General features: G+C 62.1%; 12 protein-coding genes. 6 read left to right on the forward strand and 6 right to left on the reverse strand.

Annotated features, from left to right (window positions below; genetic code table 11):
- Positions 1-42 precede the first annotated feature (42 nt).
- The gene (locus tag GKR99_08840; GenBank protein NKB27639.1) at positions 43-987 is read right to left on the reverse strand and encodes an isopenicillin N synthase family oxygenase; all 945 of its coding nucleotides are present in this window, start codon (positions 985-987) and stop codon (positions 43-45) included.
- A 156-nt stretch (positions 988-1,143) separates the two neighbouring features.
- Here GKR99_08840 and parE point away from each other — a divergent pair, with 156 nt between their 5' ends.
- Entirely contained in the window at positions 1,144-3,105 is a 1,962-nt protein-coding gene (parE, locus tag GKR99_08845; GenBank protein NKB27640.1) for a DNA topoisomerase IV subunit B, read from the forward strand.
- A gap of 695 nt (positions 3,106-3,800) precedes the next feature.
- On the opposite strand, the gene GKR99_08850 is transcribed toward parE, so the two are convergent.
- The 5 genes from GKR99_08850 to GKR99_08870 all read right to left on the reverse strand — a co-directional run bounded on the left by GKR99_08850 (position 3,801) and on the right by GKR99_08870 (position 8,904).
- Positions 3,801-4,208, reverse strand: a complete 408-nt coding sequence (locus GKR99_08850) for a c-type cytochrome (protein ID NKB27641.1) — start codon at positions 4,206-4,208, stop codon at positions 3,801-3,803.
- A 223-nt stretch (positions 4,209-4,431) separates the two neighbouring features.
- Complete coding sequence (locus GKR99_08855) at positions 4,432-4,812, reverse strand: L,D-transpeptidase family protein (protein ID NKB27642.1); 381 nt, start codon at positions 4,810-4,812, stop codon at positions 4,432-4,434.
- Between the two features lie 440 nt (positions 4,813-5,252).
- On the reverse strand, positions 5,253-5,933 hold the full coding sequence (locus tag GKR99_08860) for an ATP-binding cassette domain-containing protein (protein NKB27643.1): 681 nt from the start codon (positions 5,931-5,933) through the stop codon (positions 5,253-5,255).
- Positions 5,926-7,173 (reverse strand): lipoprotein-releasing ABC transporter permease subunit, encoded by a 1,248-nt coding sequence (locus GKR99_08865; protein ID NKB27644.1) that lies wholly within the window; start codon positions 7,171-7,173, stop codon positions 5,926-5,928. The genes GKR99_08860 and GKR99_08865 overlap by 8 nt, the downstream gene beginning before the upstream one ends.
- 408 nt (positions 7,174-7,581) lie before the next feature.
- Positions 7,582-8,904, reverse strand: coding sequence for a proline--tRNA ligase (locus GKR99_08870; protein NKB27645.1), 1,323 nt, complete (start codon positions 8,902-8,904; stop codon positions 7,582-7,584).
- Positions 8,905-9,033: 129 nt separating this feature from the next.
- Between GKR99_08870 and GKR99_08875 the strand changes: the two genes are divergently transcribed.
- From GKR99_08875 to GKR99_08895, 5 genes are all read left to right on the forward strand, one after another.
- Positions 9,034-10,110, forward strand: a complete 1,077-nt coding sequence (locus GKR99_08875; protein ID NKB27646.1) for an AI-2E family transporter — start codon at positions 9,034-9,036, stop codon at positions 10,108-10,110.
- Between the two features lie 3 nt (positions 10,111-10,113).
- On the forward strand, positions 10,114-10,785 hold the full coding sequence (locus GKR99_08880) for a chromosomal replication initiator DnaA (GenBank protein ID NKB27647.1): 672 nt from the start codon (positions 10,114-10,116) through the stop codon (positions 10,783-10,785).
- Positions 10,786-10,931: 146 nt separating this feature from the next.
- A complete protein-coding gene (locus GKR99_08885) occupies positions 10,932-13,109 on the forward strand; it encodes an RNA degradosome polyphosphate kinase (GenBank protein NKB27648.1) in 2,178 nt (725 codons plus the stop codon).
- 167 nt (positions 13,110-13,276) lie between these two features.
- Entirely contained in the window at positions 13,277-14,812 is a 1,536-nt protein-coding gene (locus GKR99_08890; GenBank protein NKB27649.1) for an exopolyphosphatase, read from the forward strand.
- 182 nt (positions 14,813-14,994) lie between these two features.
- The gene (locus tag GKR99_08895) at positions 14,995-17,253 is read left to right on the forward strand and encodes a hypothetical protein (protein ID NKB27650.1); all 2,259 of its coding nucleotides are present in this window, start codon (positions 14,995-14,997) and stop codon (positions 17,251-17,253) included.
- The last annotated feature ends 37 nt before the right edge of the window (positions 17,254-17,290 follow it).

The raw sequence follows: 17,290 nt of genomic DNA on the forward strand, positions 1-17,290 counted from the left end.
CCACTACGCCCGGAATTAAAGATCCGCAAGTGGGCTTGTGGTTCAGTGGGTCGCGGCGCGGAATTTCTGCATCAGATAGGGGCCGGACTGCACCGGCGCGGCACCGCCCGCTCCATCAAGCGGCGCGATCCAGGCGTCCCAGTTTGGCTGATGAAAGAAGGCCAGGCTTTGGCGCGCAGGCTGGTCTGGCACATGCACCACCCGGTGCAGGGTCGAAACCCATCGCCCATTGGTCCAATGGGCCATCAGGTCGCCGATGTTGATGACGAACCGCCCCTCGGGGACGGGAACAGGGACCCATGCGCCCGACGGCGCAAAAATCTCCAGGCCCCGACTGCCGGGTTGCGGGGCCAGGATCGTCAGGCTGCCGTAATCCGTATGCGCCCCGGCGCGCTGTTGACCGTCTTCAGCGCTTGGACCCGTGGCCGGATAGTTCAGCGCCCGCATGGCACTGATCGGCGCGTCGATCAGCGGCGCGAAATGATCTTCGGGCAGGTCCAGCGCCGCTGCGAAGGCGACCATGATGCGCGCGGCAAGATCCTCCATCGCCGCGTAATACGCCTGCCAGGCGGTGCGGAATCCGGGCAGGTCCGGCCAGGGCGTTGACGCAAAGCAGAAGGCCAGCGCGTCTGGGTCGTCCAGCCCGGCAGGAACCGCCAACGGCCCGCCATTGAAGCTTTCCTTCAGGTCGGGCGGCGTGTCGTCGCCACGCGACTTTGCCAGCGCCTCGGCCCCCGGACCCAGGTACCCATAGGGCGCACCGGGTTCCGGCGTCAGGGCCTGTTTCGCTGCGGCAGGCTGGGCAAAGAAGGCCGTGGCCTGATCCCGGACGCCCCGGATCACCGCCTCGGGAACGCCATGCCCGGCCAGAATCAGAAACCCGGTCGTTCGGCATATCCGATCCAGCTGTTTTGCAGCCGCCCGTCGCTGGGCACCGCGCGCGCGTTCGAACGCGGCCAGATCAAAACTTTCAAACGCATCCGTCATGGCAATACCCTTGATGTCCTGCCTCCCACTCTACAGGCCCCCGCCGCGCCGTCGATCCAATTGGACGGGCGATCAGAATGCGCCGATCCAACCATTGCGGCACAGGGGCGAAACCTGCGATACTGCCTAAAACAACGGATAAGGCCCCGAGCAGCCATGCCAAGCAACGACCTTCTGACCGGCGCGTCCGATCAGACCTATGACGCCACCTCGATCGAAGTCCTGGAAGGGCTGGAACCGGTACGCAAGCGCCCCGGCATGTATATCGGCGGCACCGATGAACGCGCCTTGCACCACCTTGTGGCCGAGGTTCTGGACAACGCCATGGACGAGGCGGTGGCAGGCCACGCCAACCGGATCGAGGTGGAACTCCACGCCGACGGCTCCTGCACGGTGCGCGACAACGGGCGCGGCATCCCGATCGACCCGCACCCCAAGTTCCCCGACAAATCCGCGCTGGAGGTGATCCTGTGCACGCTCCACGCAGGCGGCAAATTCTCGGGCGACGCCTATGAAACCTCCGGCGGTCTGCACGGCGTCGGCGTCTCGGTCGTCAATGCGCTGTCCGACACATTGCGCGTGGAAGTAGCACGCGACCGCACCCTTTGGGCGCAGGAGTTTGCGCGCGGCATCCCGCAAGGCCCGGTCGACAAGGTCGGCCCCGCCCCGAACCGGCGCGGCACCACCGTGACCTTCCACCCGGATGCCGAGATCTTCGGTTCGCTGACCCTCAAACCCGCCCGCCTGTTCAAAATGGCACGCTCCAAGGCGTACCTGTTCTCCGGCGTCGAAATCCGCTGGAAATCGGAAATCGACGATGGCGACACCCCGGTCGAGGCATCCTTCCGCTTCCCCGGCGGCCTGTCCGACTATCTGACCGAAACACTGGGCGCGGCGGCGACCTATGCCGACCAGCCTTTCGCCGGAAAGGTCGAGTTCCGCGAGAAATTCGACGCCCCCGGTTTCGTCGAATGGGCGGTGAACTGGACGCCCGCGCGCGACGGTTTCGTCCAATCTTATTGCAACACGGTCCCAACCCCCGAAGGCGGCACGCATGAGGCCGGGTTCTGGGCCGCGATCCTGAAAGGCATCCGCGCCTACGGCGAACTGGCCGGGAACCGCAAGGCGGCCAGCATCTCGCGCGAGGATATGACCTCAGGCGGCTGTGCGCTGGTGTCGTGCTTCATCCGCGAACCCGAATTCGTCGGCCAGACCAAAGACCGCCTCGCCACGGTCGAAGCACAGCGCATGGTCGAAGGCGCGGTGCGCGACCATTTCGACAACTGGCTGGCGGCGGATACGAAATCGGCGGGCGCGATCCTCGACTTCCTAGTGCTGCGCGCCGAAGAACGCCTGCGGCGGCGCGCCGAAAAGGAAACCGCCCGCAAATCCGCCACCAAGAAACTGCGCCTGCCCGGCAAGCTGGTCGATTGTTCAGCCACCAACCGTGAAGGCACCGAGTTGTTCATCGTCGAAGGCGACAGCGCCGGGGGCAGCGCCAAGATGGCGCGCAACCGCAAGACGCAGGCCCTGCTGCCGCTGCGCGGAAAGATCCTGAACGTGCTGGGTGCGGCGTCGTCCAAGATGGGCGCGAACGCCGAGATCAACGACCTCTGCCAAGCGCTGGGCGTTGGCCTTGGCACAAGGTTCCGGGTGGATGACCTGCGCTATGACAAGGTGATCATCATGACGGACGCCGACGTCGACGGCGCCCATATCGCGGCGCTTCTGATGACGTTCTTCTTCACCCAGATGCGCCCGATGATCGACACCGGGCACCTCTACCTCGCCTGCCCGCCACTATTCCGCCTGACCCAAGGCGCGCGCCGCGTCTATTGCCTGGATGAGGGCGAGCGTGATCAGATGCTGGAGGCGGGCCTGGGCGGCAAAGGCAAGATCGACGTCAGCCGCTTCAAGGGCCTGGGGGAAATGGACGCCAAGGATTTGAAAGAGACCACGATGGACCCCGACAGCCGGAAACTGATCCGGGTGACAATTGACGAGGATGAACCGGGCGAGACCGGCGATCTGGTCGAGCGTCTGATGGGGAAAAAGCCGGAGATGCGATTCCAGTATATTCAGGAAAACGCGCGGTTTGTGGAGGAGTTGGATGTTTAGTGGGTGGCCGCCCCTTGAACACCACATCTAGCGCACCTAGATTAAAATTAGCCCGATACATCGGGGCAGTCTGGAGGGTCCTTTGACCAAACTTTTGAATGTCCCTTGCTCGAAGATACGGAACGACAATTCTGTATGAGCGCCCAAGAGGGCTGAAATGGGTAACGGATGAATGGTTGCCAACTTCTTGCCGGAGGTTGGTTCGCACATAGGTCAGAAACGCGCGGGAACTCAGTAGTGCAAACTCATGAGCGACCCCGACCGTGGAAATGGACTTCGCCCTCCCGCGAATAAATCTTGAGGCGTCTCGTCTGGGCGCTCGTGAATTGCATACCTTGGACTCCGGCGGTGCCGGGCAACTCCAAGCCAGTTCACTTGAGAGAGACGAGACGTCGCGCCCACACTTATTTCCGATAACTTTGACCCTCACTACCCAGTCCCCGGCCCCCGAGGGCCGGATCGCGCCCGCCCGACCCCACGGGGCGGGAGCGATGCTCCCACCCCTCGGCCGGGCGCGATCCTTGGTGATTTGAGGAACGGGTGCGGCAAGCAGGAATTGAAACATGGCGCTTGCCTCCGTAGGGTTCGGCAGGTTTGCACTTGCCGCCGCAGGGCTCCGCCCGTTCGCGGCTTACGCCTTGGGCTCCGCCCGTTCGCGGCGGAAACTGTCCACTGGACAGTTTCTTTTTCGCCGCTCACTCCTGCACGCTCTCCAGCCAGGCGATCAGGTCTGCGATGTCGCGCGCCAGCAGGATCGGCTGGCCGGTTTCGCTTTCCACCATCACGGCGTCCCCTTCGAACAATTGCCCGAACAGCGGCATCGGGCCGCCGTGCGACGGGATCGGGTCGCGCCCGTCGATGCGGAACGCCACGCGGGCGGTTGGAAAGACGCCATCATTGCCGCTTTTGAGCACGGTCAGATCGGGCGGTTCAACCTTCAACACGTCAGCCATCGGTCCGCCGCCTTTCGCCTCGTCACCGTGGCAGGTCGCACAGAACGTGAAGTACAGCCCATGACCAGCGTCGAGGTTGTCGCCAGCCTCTTGCGCGGCAACGGGGCCACCAAGAAGGCCTGTCAGAATTGCGATCTGGACCAGTTTCATCTGTACCTCACTCGGTTGCCCGGGCACAGATTGATCACAGGGAAACGGGTGGGCGTTGATCCAGGTCAAACGCCTGCGCCGGGATCGCCCGCGCAGACGCGCCCGAAGTCGTATGTCCGTCATATGCGGATCATATGGGGGTTACATCGTGGATTCCGCCGGATTTCGAACCGGCCGATCCCTGCCAAAACACCGGCGATTCCCGCCCATGTCTTGGCCGCGGTCAGTTGACCACAACCACCTTCATGTTCTTCAGGCCGACCTTCTGGGTCATCTTGAACAGCTTCTCAGCATTGTTGGGATGCAGGCGCACGCAGCCCGCACTTGCCGGGCGGCCAAGGCCCTTGATGTGGGGCGTTCCATGTACCGCGAAATTGCCGGAATAGAAGATCGACCACGGCATCGGCGCGCCGTTGTAGCGGCTGGATTTATGGTTTGGCGACAACCACTTGGCCTTCCATGCGCCGCGCGGCGTCACCTTGCCGGCACGTGCTGTGGATACCGGCCATTTGTGGCGCAGCTTGCCGCCGACATAGACTTTCATCTGCTGGTCGGAAATATCGACCTGCGCAACGATGGTTTGGGCCGAAGCAGCGGCGGGCATGCTAAGCAATAGGGCAATGCAAAGAGCTTTGATTTTTTTGGACACGGGGGGGATTCTCCAAACTGGCAGCGTCGGCAGATTTTTGCGTACCGTTGCGTCAATCGTCAAAGCAATTCGTACTTTGGCCCCGGTAACATCGCCGTGAGTCACATCCCTGCAACGCCCGTTTTCAACGGGATTCGCGCAAGATTTCCCACCTTCCAGAGGATCAAAACATGCGCGCCTGCAGCGACCCGGGCGGGGCGCGTGTCGAACTGAGCGGCGGATGAACAACGCTGTGCGCGGCGGTGAAATCACGCTTGCGGCACCTGCTCATGTGCGATTTCGGTTATCTGAGTTTCTGTTCGAATGGTGCGCGCCATGTCAAGGACGGGCCAGGTTGTGCGGACGTTTGTGCGGATTACAGGCATATTAGAAATCGCTGTGCACGAAAGATACTCTCAACCGTCGCTCAGCACGCCGTTTTCCATTTTCACCACCCGGTCCATCCGATCTGCCAGCGCCAGGTTATGCGTTGCGATCAAGGCCGAAAGGCCGGTGTCGCGTACAAGGTCCATCAGGGTTGCGAACACCGTGTCCGAGGTTTCGGGGTCCAGGTTGCCCGTCGGCTCGTCCGCCAGCAGAACCCGTGGCGCGTTTGCCAGCGCGCGACAGAAGGCGACGCGCTGCTGCTCTCCTCCGCTTAGGGCAGCGGGGCGGTGGCGGACGCGGTCTGCGACGCCGACCCGGGCCAGCAATTCCTGCGCGCGCGCTTCGGCATCGGATTGGGCGATGCCGTTGGCCAACTGCGGCAAAACCACGTTTTCCAGTGCCGAGAATTCGGGCAGCAGGTGGTGAAACTGATAGACGAAGCCAGCTTCCCGCCGCCGTGCGATTGTGCGGCGTTTGTCGCTCATCACGGTCATGTCGGTACCGCCAAGAATAACGCGACCGGCATCCGCCGTGTCCAGCAGCCCGGCGATGTGCAGCAGGGTCGACTTGCCAGCGCCCGACGGCGCGACAAGGGCCACAACCTCGCACGCGGCCAGCGTCAACGACGCACCGCGCAGCACCGAAACCTCGTTCGGCTGGCCCCGGTTATAGGCCTTTTCGATCCCCTCAAGGGTCAGCGCGTCACTCATACCGCAGCGCCTCAACCGGGTTCATCCGCGCGGCGCGGCGCGCCGGGAAGATGGTGACGATGAAAGACAGGCCCAATGACAGGGCGACGGCTGACAGCACGTCGCCCGGCTGCAGTTTGGCGGGCAGGGCATAGATGCCCCGGATAGACGGATCCCAGACGCCGCCGCCCGCGACATAGTTCACGAGGGAAAACAGCGGGTCGATGTAGATCGCGAAGAGGCAGCCGAGGATGACACCGAACATCGTGCCGATCACGCCGGTGAAGGCGCCGCAGATGAAGAACACGCGCAACACCGCGCCCTCGGTCAGGCCGATGGTACGCAGAATGGCAATATCGCGCCCCTTGTTTTTCACCAGCATGATCAGGCCCGAAACGATGTTCATCGCCGCGATCAGCACCAATACCGAGAGGATCACGAACATCACGTTGTCTTCGATGTCCAGTGCGCGCAGGAACCCGCCCGAGGCATCGCGCCAGGTCCAAAGCAACGTGCCGTCACCGCCAGCCTGAAGAAGGGCCGCAGTCATGGAGCGCACGCCCTCCGGGTCGTCCACCATCACTTCGATCTCGTCCGCCAACCCGTCGCGGTCAAAATAGGTCTGCGCCTCGGCGAAGGGCAGATAGACGCGGACTTTGTCGATGTCGAAACGGCCTGCCGTGAAAATATAGACGACCTCATAGGCGTTGATCCGCGGGGTTGTTCCGAAGGCCGTGCGCGATCCGTTCGGATTGATGATCTTGATCCGGTCACCCAGACCGACGCCCAGTTCCCGCGCCACGCCTGATCCCAGGGCGATCCCTTCGGGAAACCGCGCGATGTCGCCTTGGGCGGTTTCCGGGTCAGCAACGCGGCGGATCGTGGCAAGGTCTTCGGGGCGGATGCCGAAAACCTGCACACCTGCGTTGCGTTCGCGCGAATTGGCCATGACCTGACCTTTGATCAGGGGCGCTGCGCGAATGACGCCGGGGACCTCTGCGATCCGGTCGGCCAGCGCGTCAAACTCGGCGATCGGGCCGGTGCGGCTGGTCGCGTTCGGATCGGTGCTTTCGTTGTAGATCGTCACATGGGCGTTGGCGCCAAGGATGGTATCGACGAATTCGGCCCGAAAGCCCGAGCGGACGGACAATGTTGCGATCAGCGCGAAGACCGCCAGGGTGATCCCGATCAGGCTGATCCATGTCATCACGCTGACGCCGCCTTCGGCGCGCCGCGCACGCAGATAGCGCCAGGCGATCATCCATTCGAAACGGGAAAACGGGGCGGTGTTGCGGGCCAAGCGGCGATCCTTTGATAAGCGCCCGCCCGACTTAGTGGTTGTTCGCGTCATTGGCCAGATTCGCGATGGATCGGCCGTGCCTTAGGCTTGGCTCGCGATGGTTTGGAGCGGACATTTGCAGCTTTCCCTGCGCCCGGTGCGCGCCGCAAGGCGCAGGGCGCGCGCCGGACCGGTCCCGCCGGTCAGGCGCTGGTCTGAACATGGCGCGTCCAAGCGAGGTGACGGCCAAACCTGATGAATAAATCATGCAAACTCAATGGTGTAGCGCCAGCCCACCGGTCCGGCGCGCGCCCTGCTTGCGATGCATTAGCAAACATAGACTTCGGGCCAACTGTAACCTTGTCGACGACGCGCCCGCGTCGCGTACCATCACGCGGTCAACTTGTTCACCGCCGCTTCAAGCGACAGTTCCTCGCTTTCGCCGCTCCGCCGCTCGGTCAGCTCAACCACGCCGTTCTCCAATCCGCGCGGGCCGATGGTCACCCGCCAGGGCAGCCCGATCAGGTCCATCGTGGCAAATTTGCCGCCTGCGCGTTCCTTGCGGTCATCGTAAAGCACTTCGACCCCGGCGTTGGTCAGCTGCGAATAAAGATCATCGCAGGCCGCATTGGTGGCGTCATCACCCTGTTTTACGTTGATGATTCCGACTTTGAACGGCGCGACCTCTTCGGGCCAGATGATGCCTTTGTCGTCGTGGCTGGCTTCGATAATCGCACCGGCCAGACGGGACACGCCGATGCCGTGACTGCCCATGTGAACCGGGACCGGCTTGCCATCGGGGCCCTGAACGGTTGCGCCCATGGGCTCTGAGTATTTCGTGCCGAAATAGAAGATCTGCCCCACCTCGATCCCGCGCGCGCTGCGGCGGCGGGCTTGGGGAACCTCGGCATAGCGCGCTTCATCGTGGGTTTCGCCGGTGCGCGCATAGCGGCTGGTGAATTCGTCCAGAACTGCGGCGCATTGGGCGTGGTCGTCATAGTCGATGGCGCGGTCACCAAAGGTCAGATCGGTGACGGCGCTGTCATAGAACACCTCGGACTCGCCGGTATCGGCGAGGACCAGGAATTCATGCGTATAATCGCCGCCAATCGGCCCGCCATCGGCGCGCATTGGCATTGCCTGCAGGCCCATCCGCTCAAACGTGCGCAGATAGCTGACCAGATGGCGATTATAGGCATGCAGCGCATCTTCCTTGGTCAGATCAAAGTTATAGCCGTCTTTCATCAGGAATTCGCGCCCGCGCATGACGCCGAATCGGGGGCGGACCTCATCGCGGAATTTCCACTGGATGTGATACAGCGTCAGCGGCAAATCCTTGTAGCTTGAGACATGGCTGCGGAAGATATCGGTGATCAGTTCTTCATTGGTCGGGCCATACAGCATGTCGCGACCGCTGCGATCCTCGATCCGCAGCATTTCCTCGCCGTAATCGTCATAGCGGCCCGATTCGCGCCACAGGTCCGCCGATTGGATCGTCGGCATCAGCATCGGAATGTGGCCCGCGCGCGCCTGCTCATCATGGACGATCTGTTCGATCTTGCGAAGCACGCGATAGCCCAGCGGCAGCCAGGAATAGATGCCCGCGCTGGCCTGCTTGATCATGCCTGCGCGCAGCATCAGGCGGTGGCTGACGATCTGCGCGTCGGACGGGGTTTCCTTCATCACGGGCAGGAAATAATTGGACAGGCGCATGTTCTTCGACCTTTGCGGGCTTGGGCTTTGGGCCGGGATAGGACATCGCGTCGGGGCAGACAAGCACAGCGGCCTTGCGGTTGTCCCGCGCTCGGGGGCAGAGTGCCCGCAACAAAAGCGGAGGCGACGATGGCATTGCCGGTAAGGGATCAGGCGAAATACTGGGGCATCGCGACAGCAGTGTTCTTCTTCATCCTGTGGTGGCTGGGGGATGTGATTCTGCCGTTCATCCTGGGCGGGGCGATTGCCTATTGTCTGGATCCCATCGCCGACCGGTTCGAGCGGATGGGAATGCCCCGGCTTGCCGCGACCATCGTGATAACACTGATTGCGGTGCTGGTGTTCGCGCTGCTGGCCCTGCTGGTGATCCCGACGCTGGTGAACCAGATCACCCAGTTGTTCGAAACGGCGCCGCAGATGTTCGCCAGCTTCCAGGCCTTCCTGGCCGAGCGGTTTCCGACCCTTCTGGACGAAGGCGGCCCGGTTCGTGAGGCGCTGGCCTCGGTCGGGGAAACCATCCGCCAGCGAGGAGGAGAGCTTCTGAACGGTGTCATCGGATCGCTTAGCGGCATCGTCAACGTTCTGGTGCTGTTCGTGATCGTGCCGGTGGTAACTTTCTATCTGTTGCTGGATTGGGATCGGATGGTCGCACGGATCGACGCGCTGCTGCCACGCGATCACGCCCCGACGATCCGCCAGCTTGGGCGCGAAGTGGACAACACTCTGGCCGCGTTCATTCGCGGGCAGGGCACCGTGATGCTGATCCTGGGGGCGTTCTATGCCATCGGGCTGATGCTGGTGGGTCTGAAATTTGGCCTGGTGATCGGGTTTGCCGCCGGGCTGATGTCGTTCATCCCCTATGTCGGCGCGGTGGTCGGCGGTGGGGTCGCCATCGGCATGGCGCTGTTCCAGTTCTGGGGAGAGTGGGTCTGGATCGGCGCAGTGGCGGCGATCTTTGTTGCCGGGCAGATGCTGGAGGGCAACGTGCTGACCCCGAAACTGGTCGGTGGCAGTGTCGGATTGCATCCCGTCTGGTTGATCTTCGCCTTGTCGGCATTCGGGGCGGTATTCGGATTTGTCGGTCTTCTGGTCGCGGTGCCGATGGCCGCAGCCCTGGGCGTCCTGACCCGGTTCGCGATCGAGCAATACAAGCAAAGCCGCCTCTATGCCGGGCTTGGCGCGACCTCGGGCGAGCGTGACGACTGATCCATGGCGCAGCAACTCAGCTTTGATCTGCCTGCCCGCCCGGCCCTTGGGCGCGATGCTTTTTTCGTGGCCCCGTCCAATGCGCTGGCGGTGGCGGCAATTGATGGCTGGCGCGACTGGGTGGGCGGCAAGCTGGTGCTTGTCGGGCCAGAGGGGGCTGGCAAGACCCATCTGAGCCACGTCTGGGCGGCAGAATCCGGTGCTGCATTCGTCCGCGCCAAGGAACTTGCGAACGCGGATATTCCGGGTCTGACCGGTAATCCGGCCATTGTGGTCGAAAACGCCTCGGGCGTGGCTGGTCATGCGGAGGATGAGCGGGCATTGTTTCATTTGCACAATCTGGCACTGGCTGAGGGGGTCGCGCTGCTGCTGACAGACCGCAACGCGCCCGCTGCCTGGCAATTGCGTTTGCCCGATCTGGCCAGCCGGATGCAGGCCACGCAGGTGGCGCGGCTGGATCCGCCCGATGACGCGCTGTTCGCGGCCGTTCTGGTGAAACTGTTCGCGGATCGGCAGTTGAGCGTTGCGCCCAATCTGATTGACTGGATGGTGCGCCACGCGGAGCGTTCGTTTCAAAGCGCGCAGTCAGCTGTTGCAACGCTGGACGCTGCGGCGCTGGCGGAGGGGCGCGATGTGACTCGCGATCTGGCGCGGCGGGTTCTGGGGGCGGGTTAGAAAAAGATTCTTGCCTCCGGCGGGGATATTTTCGGGTCAATGATGGTGCAGGCGCGCCCGGTCTGCGCGCGATGCCGGTGGACATCGGTGTCTTGGAACAGGCATAAAGTCACACCAGTTTCACATAACTATCTGAAAACAGGACCATGGTGCAGTCGGATTTTCTACATTCCACACCGCAGGGCGGCGTCACTCCGGACGGGTTTGATCCGACCGGCCCAGAGCGGTTTTTTAATCGCGAGCTTAGCTGGCTGGCGTTCAACACACGGGTGCTGGAAGAGGCTGAGAATCCGCGTGTGCCGTTGTTGGAGCGGCTGCGGTTTGTCTCGATCTCGGCGGCGAATCTGGATGAATTCTATACCGTCCGCGTCGCGGGCCTGCGTGAATTGGCGCAGGAGGGGAATGTGACACCTGCCGCCGACGGGCTGACCCCGACTGAGCAGTTGGTTCTGATCAATGCCGATGCGCGCGCCCTGATGGAGCGCCAGCAGGCCGTCTGGCAGGCGATCGCGGTCGAAATGCAGGACAGTGGCATACACCTGCTGGCGCGCGACACGCTGACCAAAGCAGACAGGGCATTTCTGGAAGAAACGTTTTTGTCGCAGGTGTTTCCGATCCTGTCTCCGCTGGCGATTGATCCTGCGCATCCGTTCCCCTTCATTCCGACGTCCGGGTTTTCACTGGCACTGCAACTGGAACGCAAAAGTGACAGGCGCAAGCTGAAGGCGCTGTTGCCGATCCCGGCGCAGATCGACCGGTTCATTCGGCTTCCGGGCGATGATGGGGCCATTCGTTTTCTGCCGCTTGAAGACCTGCTGTTGCTGCACCTCGACAGCCTGTTTCCGGGTTACAAGGAAACCGGCAATTGCGCTTTTCGCGTGTTGCGTGACAGCGATCTGGAGCTTGAGGACGAAGCCGAAGATCTTGTGCGCGAGTTTGAGACGGCACTGAAGCGGCGGCGCCGGGGTGAGGTGGTGCGCCTGAAGATCAGTGCCGGAGCACCCAGCGGGCTGCGCCGCACGATCATGGACGAACTGCATGTCACCACTGACGAGGTGGTCGAGATTGACGGGCTGATCGGGATTGCCGACCTGAAGGAACTGGTGCTGGAGGAACGTCCCGATCTTCTGTGGCCAAGTTTTGCGCCGCGCGTGCCCGAACGCGTGACCGACCACGACGGCGATATGTTCGCGGCGATCCGCCAGAAGGACATGTTGCTGCATCACCCGTATGAGACCTTCGACATGGTTGTGCGCTTTCTGGCGCAGGCCGCGCGTGACCCGAATGTTTTGGCGATCAAGCAGACGCTGTACCGGACCTCGAACCAGTCGCCGATTGTCGATGCCCTGTGTGAGGCAGCCGAACAGGGCAAATCCGTGACGGCGTTGGTCGAGCTTAAGGCGCGCTTTGACGAGGCTGCGAACATCCGCCAGTCACGCACGCTGGAACGCGCCGGGGCGCATGTGGTTTATGGTTTCATCAACTACAAGACTCACGCCAAGATCAGCACTGTCGTGCGGCGCGAGGGCGACAAGCTGGTGACCTATACCCATTATGGCACTGGCAATTACCATCCGATCACGGCGCGGATTTATACCGACCTCAGCTTTTTCACATGCGACGCCAGCCTTGGGCGTGATGCCACCAAGGTGTTCAACTATCTGTCGGGCTACGCACAGCCCGAGGCGTTGGAGAATCTGGCAATCTCTCCGCTGACGCTGAAATCCACTTTGCTGGATCTGATCGCTGCAGAGGGCGACCATGCCGAGGCGGGGCGTCCGGCGCAGATCTGGGCGAAGATGAATTCGCTGGTCGATCCTGAAGTGATCGACGCGCTTTACGGTGCCAGTCAGCGTGGGGTTCAGATTGATCTGGTGGTCCGTGGCATTTGTTCGCTGCGCCCCGGCATCACCGGGCTGAGTGAGAATATCCGGGTGAAGTCCGTGGTCGGGCGGTTCCTGGAGCATTCGCGAATTGCGTGTTTTGGCGCGGGCTTCGGGCTGCCGGCAAAGAAGGCGCGGGTGTTCATTTCCTCAGCCGACTGGATGGGGCGGAACCTGAACTATCGCGTGGAAACACTGGTCGAGATCACCAATGGAACCGTGAAGGCGCAGATCGTCAGTCAGATCATGGCCGCAAACCTGTTTGATCAGGCGCAAAGCTGGGTGCTGCAGGCGGATGGAAGCTATGCGCGGCCCGATCTTGCGGCGATCGAGTCTCCGTTCAACTGCCACCGGTTCTTCATGGAAAACCCGTCGCTGTCCGGACGGGGGAGCGCGGGTGCATCGGATGTGCCCGAACTGGCGCATACCGACGACGATTGAGGCGGGCAGGGGGCTGTCTGCCCCCTCTTGCCCGTGCCGGGCAATTCACCCCCGAGGATATTTTTGGGTCAATGATGGAATTGCCGGGGCGGATTCTGCTTGGGTGAATTGACCTGAGCGGGGTGGCGCTTCACAGTCGCGGTGCGAATCCAGCACCGGGGGCGATCATGGGTGGCAGCGAAGGGGGCGATTGGTCCCCGTTTGATAAACCACTGTTTGACGACCCTTCGGCGCGCGCGCTTTCGCGCGTTGGTGTGGTTGATGTCGGATCGAACTCGGTCCGGTTGGTGATCTTCGACGGGGCGGCGCGAAGCCCGGCGTATTTCTACAATGAAAAGATCCTGTGCGGATTGGGCAAGGGGTTTAACGAAACCGGGCGGCTGGATCCGCAGGGACGCGCGCGGGCGCTGGCGGCGATCCAGCGGTTTCAGTTGCTGGCCAGTGCCATGGGCATTCCGACTTTGACGGCCGTTGCGACCGCCGCCGTGCGCGAGGCGAAGGACGGCCCGGAATTCCGCGCCGAGGTTCTGCGTGAAACCGGGCTGCGCCTGTGGGTGATTGATGGTGAGGAAGAAGCGCGGCTTTCGGCGCAGGGCGTCTTGCTGGGCTGGCCCGGGGCTGATGGGCTGCTGTGTGATATCGGTGGATCATCGCTGGAACTGGCAGTTATTTCCGAAGGCAAGGTCGGCAAGCGGTTGACTGTTCCGCTGGGGCCCCTGCGGCTGGAGGGGATCAAGGGCGGCAAGAAGGCGCGCAAGGTCGAGATTGATCGCAACCTTGATCTGCTGGCCGAGGCGGTCGGCACCAGGCACAAGCGGCTGTTTCTGGTTGGCGGTTCCTGGCGCGCAATTGCGCGACTGGATATGGAGCGGCGGGGATATCCGCTGCATGTGCTGCATGAATACCGGATGACACCGCGATCCGTGGTTGCCACGGTCGAATGGATTGCGGACAACGACCTTACTGAATTGCGTGGTCGCACAAACACCTCTGAAGCCCGGATGTCGCTGGTCCCGATCGCCTCGGAAGTGCTGCGCCGTTTGGTGCGTCGCCTGAAACCGGCCGAGATCGCAGTCTCTGCTTACGGAATTCGCGAAGGCATGCTTTATGAACAGATGCCCGAACGGTTGCGACGCCGTGACCCGCTGATTGAGGCATGCCGTTTTGCCGAAGCCAAAGATGCGCGGATGCCTGGGTTTGGCAAGGCGCTCTATGGCTTCTTGCGCCCGCTATACGTCAATTCCAGCGACGCACGAAAACGGCTGGTGAAGGCCGCCTGTCTGCTGCACGACGTGACCTGGCGCGCGCATCCCGATTACCGGCACGAGGTGTGTTTTGATAATGCCACCCGCGCCAACCTTGGCGGCTTGACCCATTCCGAACGGGTGTTCCTGGGTCTGGCGTTGCTGCATCGCTACAAGAACAGCCGCTCTGGCACCCGGTTCGAAGCGCTGATGGAACTGCTGAGTGAAAAGCAGATTGCGGAGGCCGAGATTCTGGGCAAGGCGATGCGGTTCGGGGCGATGTTTTCGGTTCAGGACAGCTCTCTGATGGGTGAGCTTACCTGGCGACCAAAGAAAAAATTGCTTGAGATGCGCGTTCCGGGCGCGTCGCGCGCCCTGTTCGGGGAGGTTGCTGAGGCGCGGTTTCAATCGCTGGCATCAGCGCTTGGCGCTGAGGGGCATGTGAAGTTCCTGGGCTGAGTGAGGCTGCCTGGATGCGATTGGATTGAATTGACCGGCGGCGCTTTGCTGCGCAGAATATAAAATTTGCGGCAAACTTATCTGAAATACCCTATGTATTCTTGCGCAATTGCGCCGATCCGGAAAGACATGGTTAACAATTTGCCTCGCCTTTTAGGAGCTTCAGTTTTGGGAGCGCAGGCGTGCGACAGTTCACCCTTATCCAGACACATACGGCCGGGATTGCGGGTTTCGTTGACGGTATTTCGGACCTTGATATCGTGACCATCGGCGGGGTGACTCATCTGATCTCGCTTTCCGGGTCGGGCGGCGGGATCAGCAGTTATCTGGTCGATACCGGCGCACCGATCGCAGCGGTGATCGAGGACCAGCAAAGCCACGACCCTGCCGAGGCATTCGGGATCACGCCGCTGCGGATCGAAATCCTCGATCCGGGCGGTTCGCCGGTGCTGGCTGTGTTCGGGGGTCCGGATGCGGGGATGAGTGACTATGGGTTCACCGGGGCAACCGGCGCGCTGTCAGGGGCCCAGGCGATAACGGTGGGGGATGTTTCTGACGGTCCGGTGACGGCCTTCCAAAGCATCACGTCGGCCGGGCAGACGTTTCACTATGTCAGCCATTATCTGACCGGCGGTTTGACCACCTATGAGGTGCAGAATGGAACGCCGGTCGCGGTTGATCAGGACGGATCCGGCAGCGGATATCAGGGTGTTGATGTGGCCGACATGGCCCGGGCGACGGTGGCTGGTGTGGACTATCTGTTCACCATCTCGTCTGTGCAGAATGCGGCAAGCGCCTTTCGAATTCTTGCCGACGGCACGCCCGAGTTGACCGGAACGACCGGGGCGGCGAATGGGCTGGGGCTGTCTACGCCGACGGCGATAACCACTGCCGAGGTTGCTGGCACGACCTTCGTCATTGTGGCCGGGGCGGGCAGTGGATCGCTCAGCGTGCTAAAGCTGACCGGCGGTGGCAGCCTGTTTCCGACAGATCATGTGCTGGACGGTCTTGAGACACGATTTCAGGGGGTTACGGCACTGACGTCGGTTCAGATCTCGGGTCAGACCTTCGTGCTGGCTGGCGGCGCTGACGATGGTCTGAGCCTGTTCAGCCTGCTGCCCGACGGGCGGTTGCTGCATCGCGGAACCGTGGCAGACACCGGTGCGACCACGCTGAACAACGTGACCGACATCGCTGCCACAGCCTCGGCCGGGGATCTGGCGGTTTTTGTCGCCAGCCAGAATGAACCGGGAATCACCGAATTCCGAATCGATGTCGGCGCGCTGGGCACAGTGCAGAAGGCGGCGCACAGTGGTTCGATTCTGACAGGTGGCAGCCAGAACGATATTTTGGCCGGTGGCGCTGGTGTTGACACGCTGGATGGTGGGGCAGGCGACGACATTATCGTTGATGGTGCGGGCAGCGACGTTATGATCGGCGGGCTGGGGGCGGATATCTTCGTTTTGACCGAAGACGGGATGCCGGACGCGATCACGGATTACAATCCGGCGGTCGACGCGCTGGACCTGTCGGCGCTGGGATTGCTCTATTCGGTCAGCCAGCTGAACATTCAAAGCACGGGCAGCGGCGCAACCATCAGCTTCTTTTCCGAGGTTCTGAATATCACCAGCCATGATTTCACACCTCTGGATGCAAGCGATTTCACCGATGCGTCGATCGTCAATCTGCAGCGCATGCCGATGTGGGGCGTGGTGGTTGATCAGAAACTGGTGGGCTCGGCGGGGGCGGATGTGCTGATCGGGAATACCGGCGATGATACGCTGAACGGCGGCGCGGGGGCGGATGTTCTGTCCGGCGGCGCAGGCCGCGATGTCGTGACCCACACGGATGCGACTGCTGGTGTCTGGGTCGATCTTCAGAATCCGAACTTCATGAAGGGCGATGCCCTGGGCGATGTGATCACCGGTGTTGAGGTGATTCACGGCACCCGGTTTGCAGATCAATTGCGCGGGGATGCGGGCGATAACGAATTCTACGGCGGCGCATTCTCGGACCGGCTGTACGGGCGCGCCGGGAATGATCTGCTGTTTGGCGAAGGCGGGGCGGATGCGCTTTACGGCAATACAGGCGCTGACGTGATGACCGGCGGCGAGGGTTGGGTGCGTGATCGGTTTATCTATTTCTCGACCGCGGATTCGCGCCCTGGCGCGGGCCAACGGGACATCATTACCGATTTTCAGACCGGCAAGGACCGGATTGAGATCAGCCGATTCGACGCCGACCCGGTGACGCCTGGAAATCAGGTGTTTGCCTTCATCGGTGACGCGGCATTTTCCGGTGTCGGGCAGGTGCGCTATGAACAAAACCTCGGGGCCGGGCACACGCTGGTGCAGGCGGATATCGACGGCGATGGCGCGGCAGATTTCGAGGTTGAACTGACAGGCGTCATTGATCTGATTTCATCAGACTTTCTGTTGTAGGGCTTCGGGGCAACAGATTGGCAGATCCGCGATGCCT

The sequence above is a fragment of the Paracoccaceae bacterium genome, from assembly GCA_012103375.1.
Classification (GTDB): domain Bacteria; phylum Pseudomonadota; class Alphaproteobacteria; order Rhodobacterales; family Rhodobacteraceae; genus WLWX01.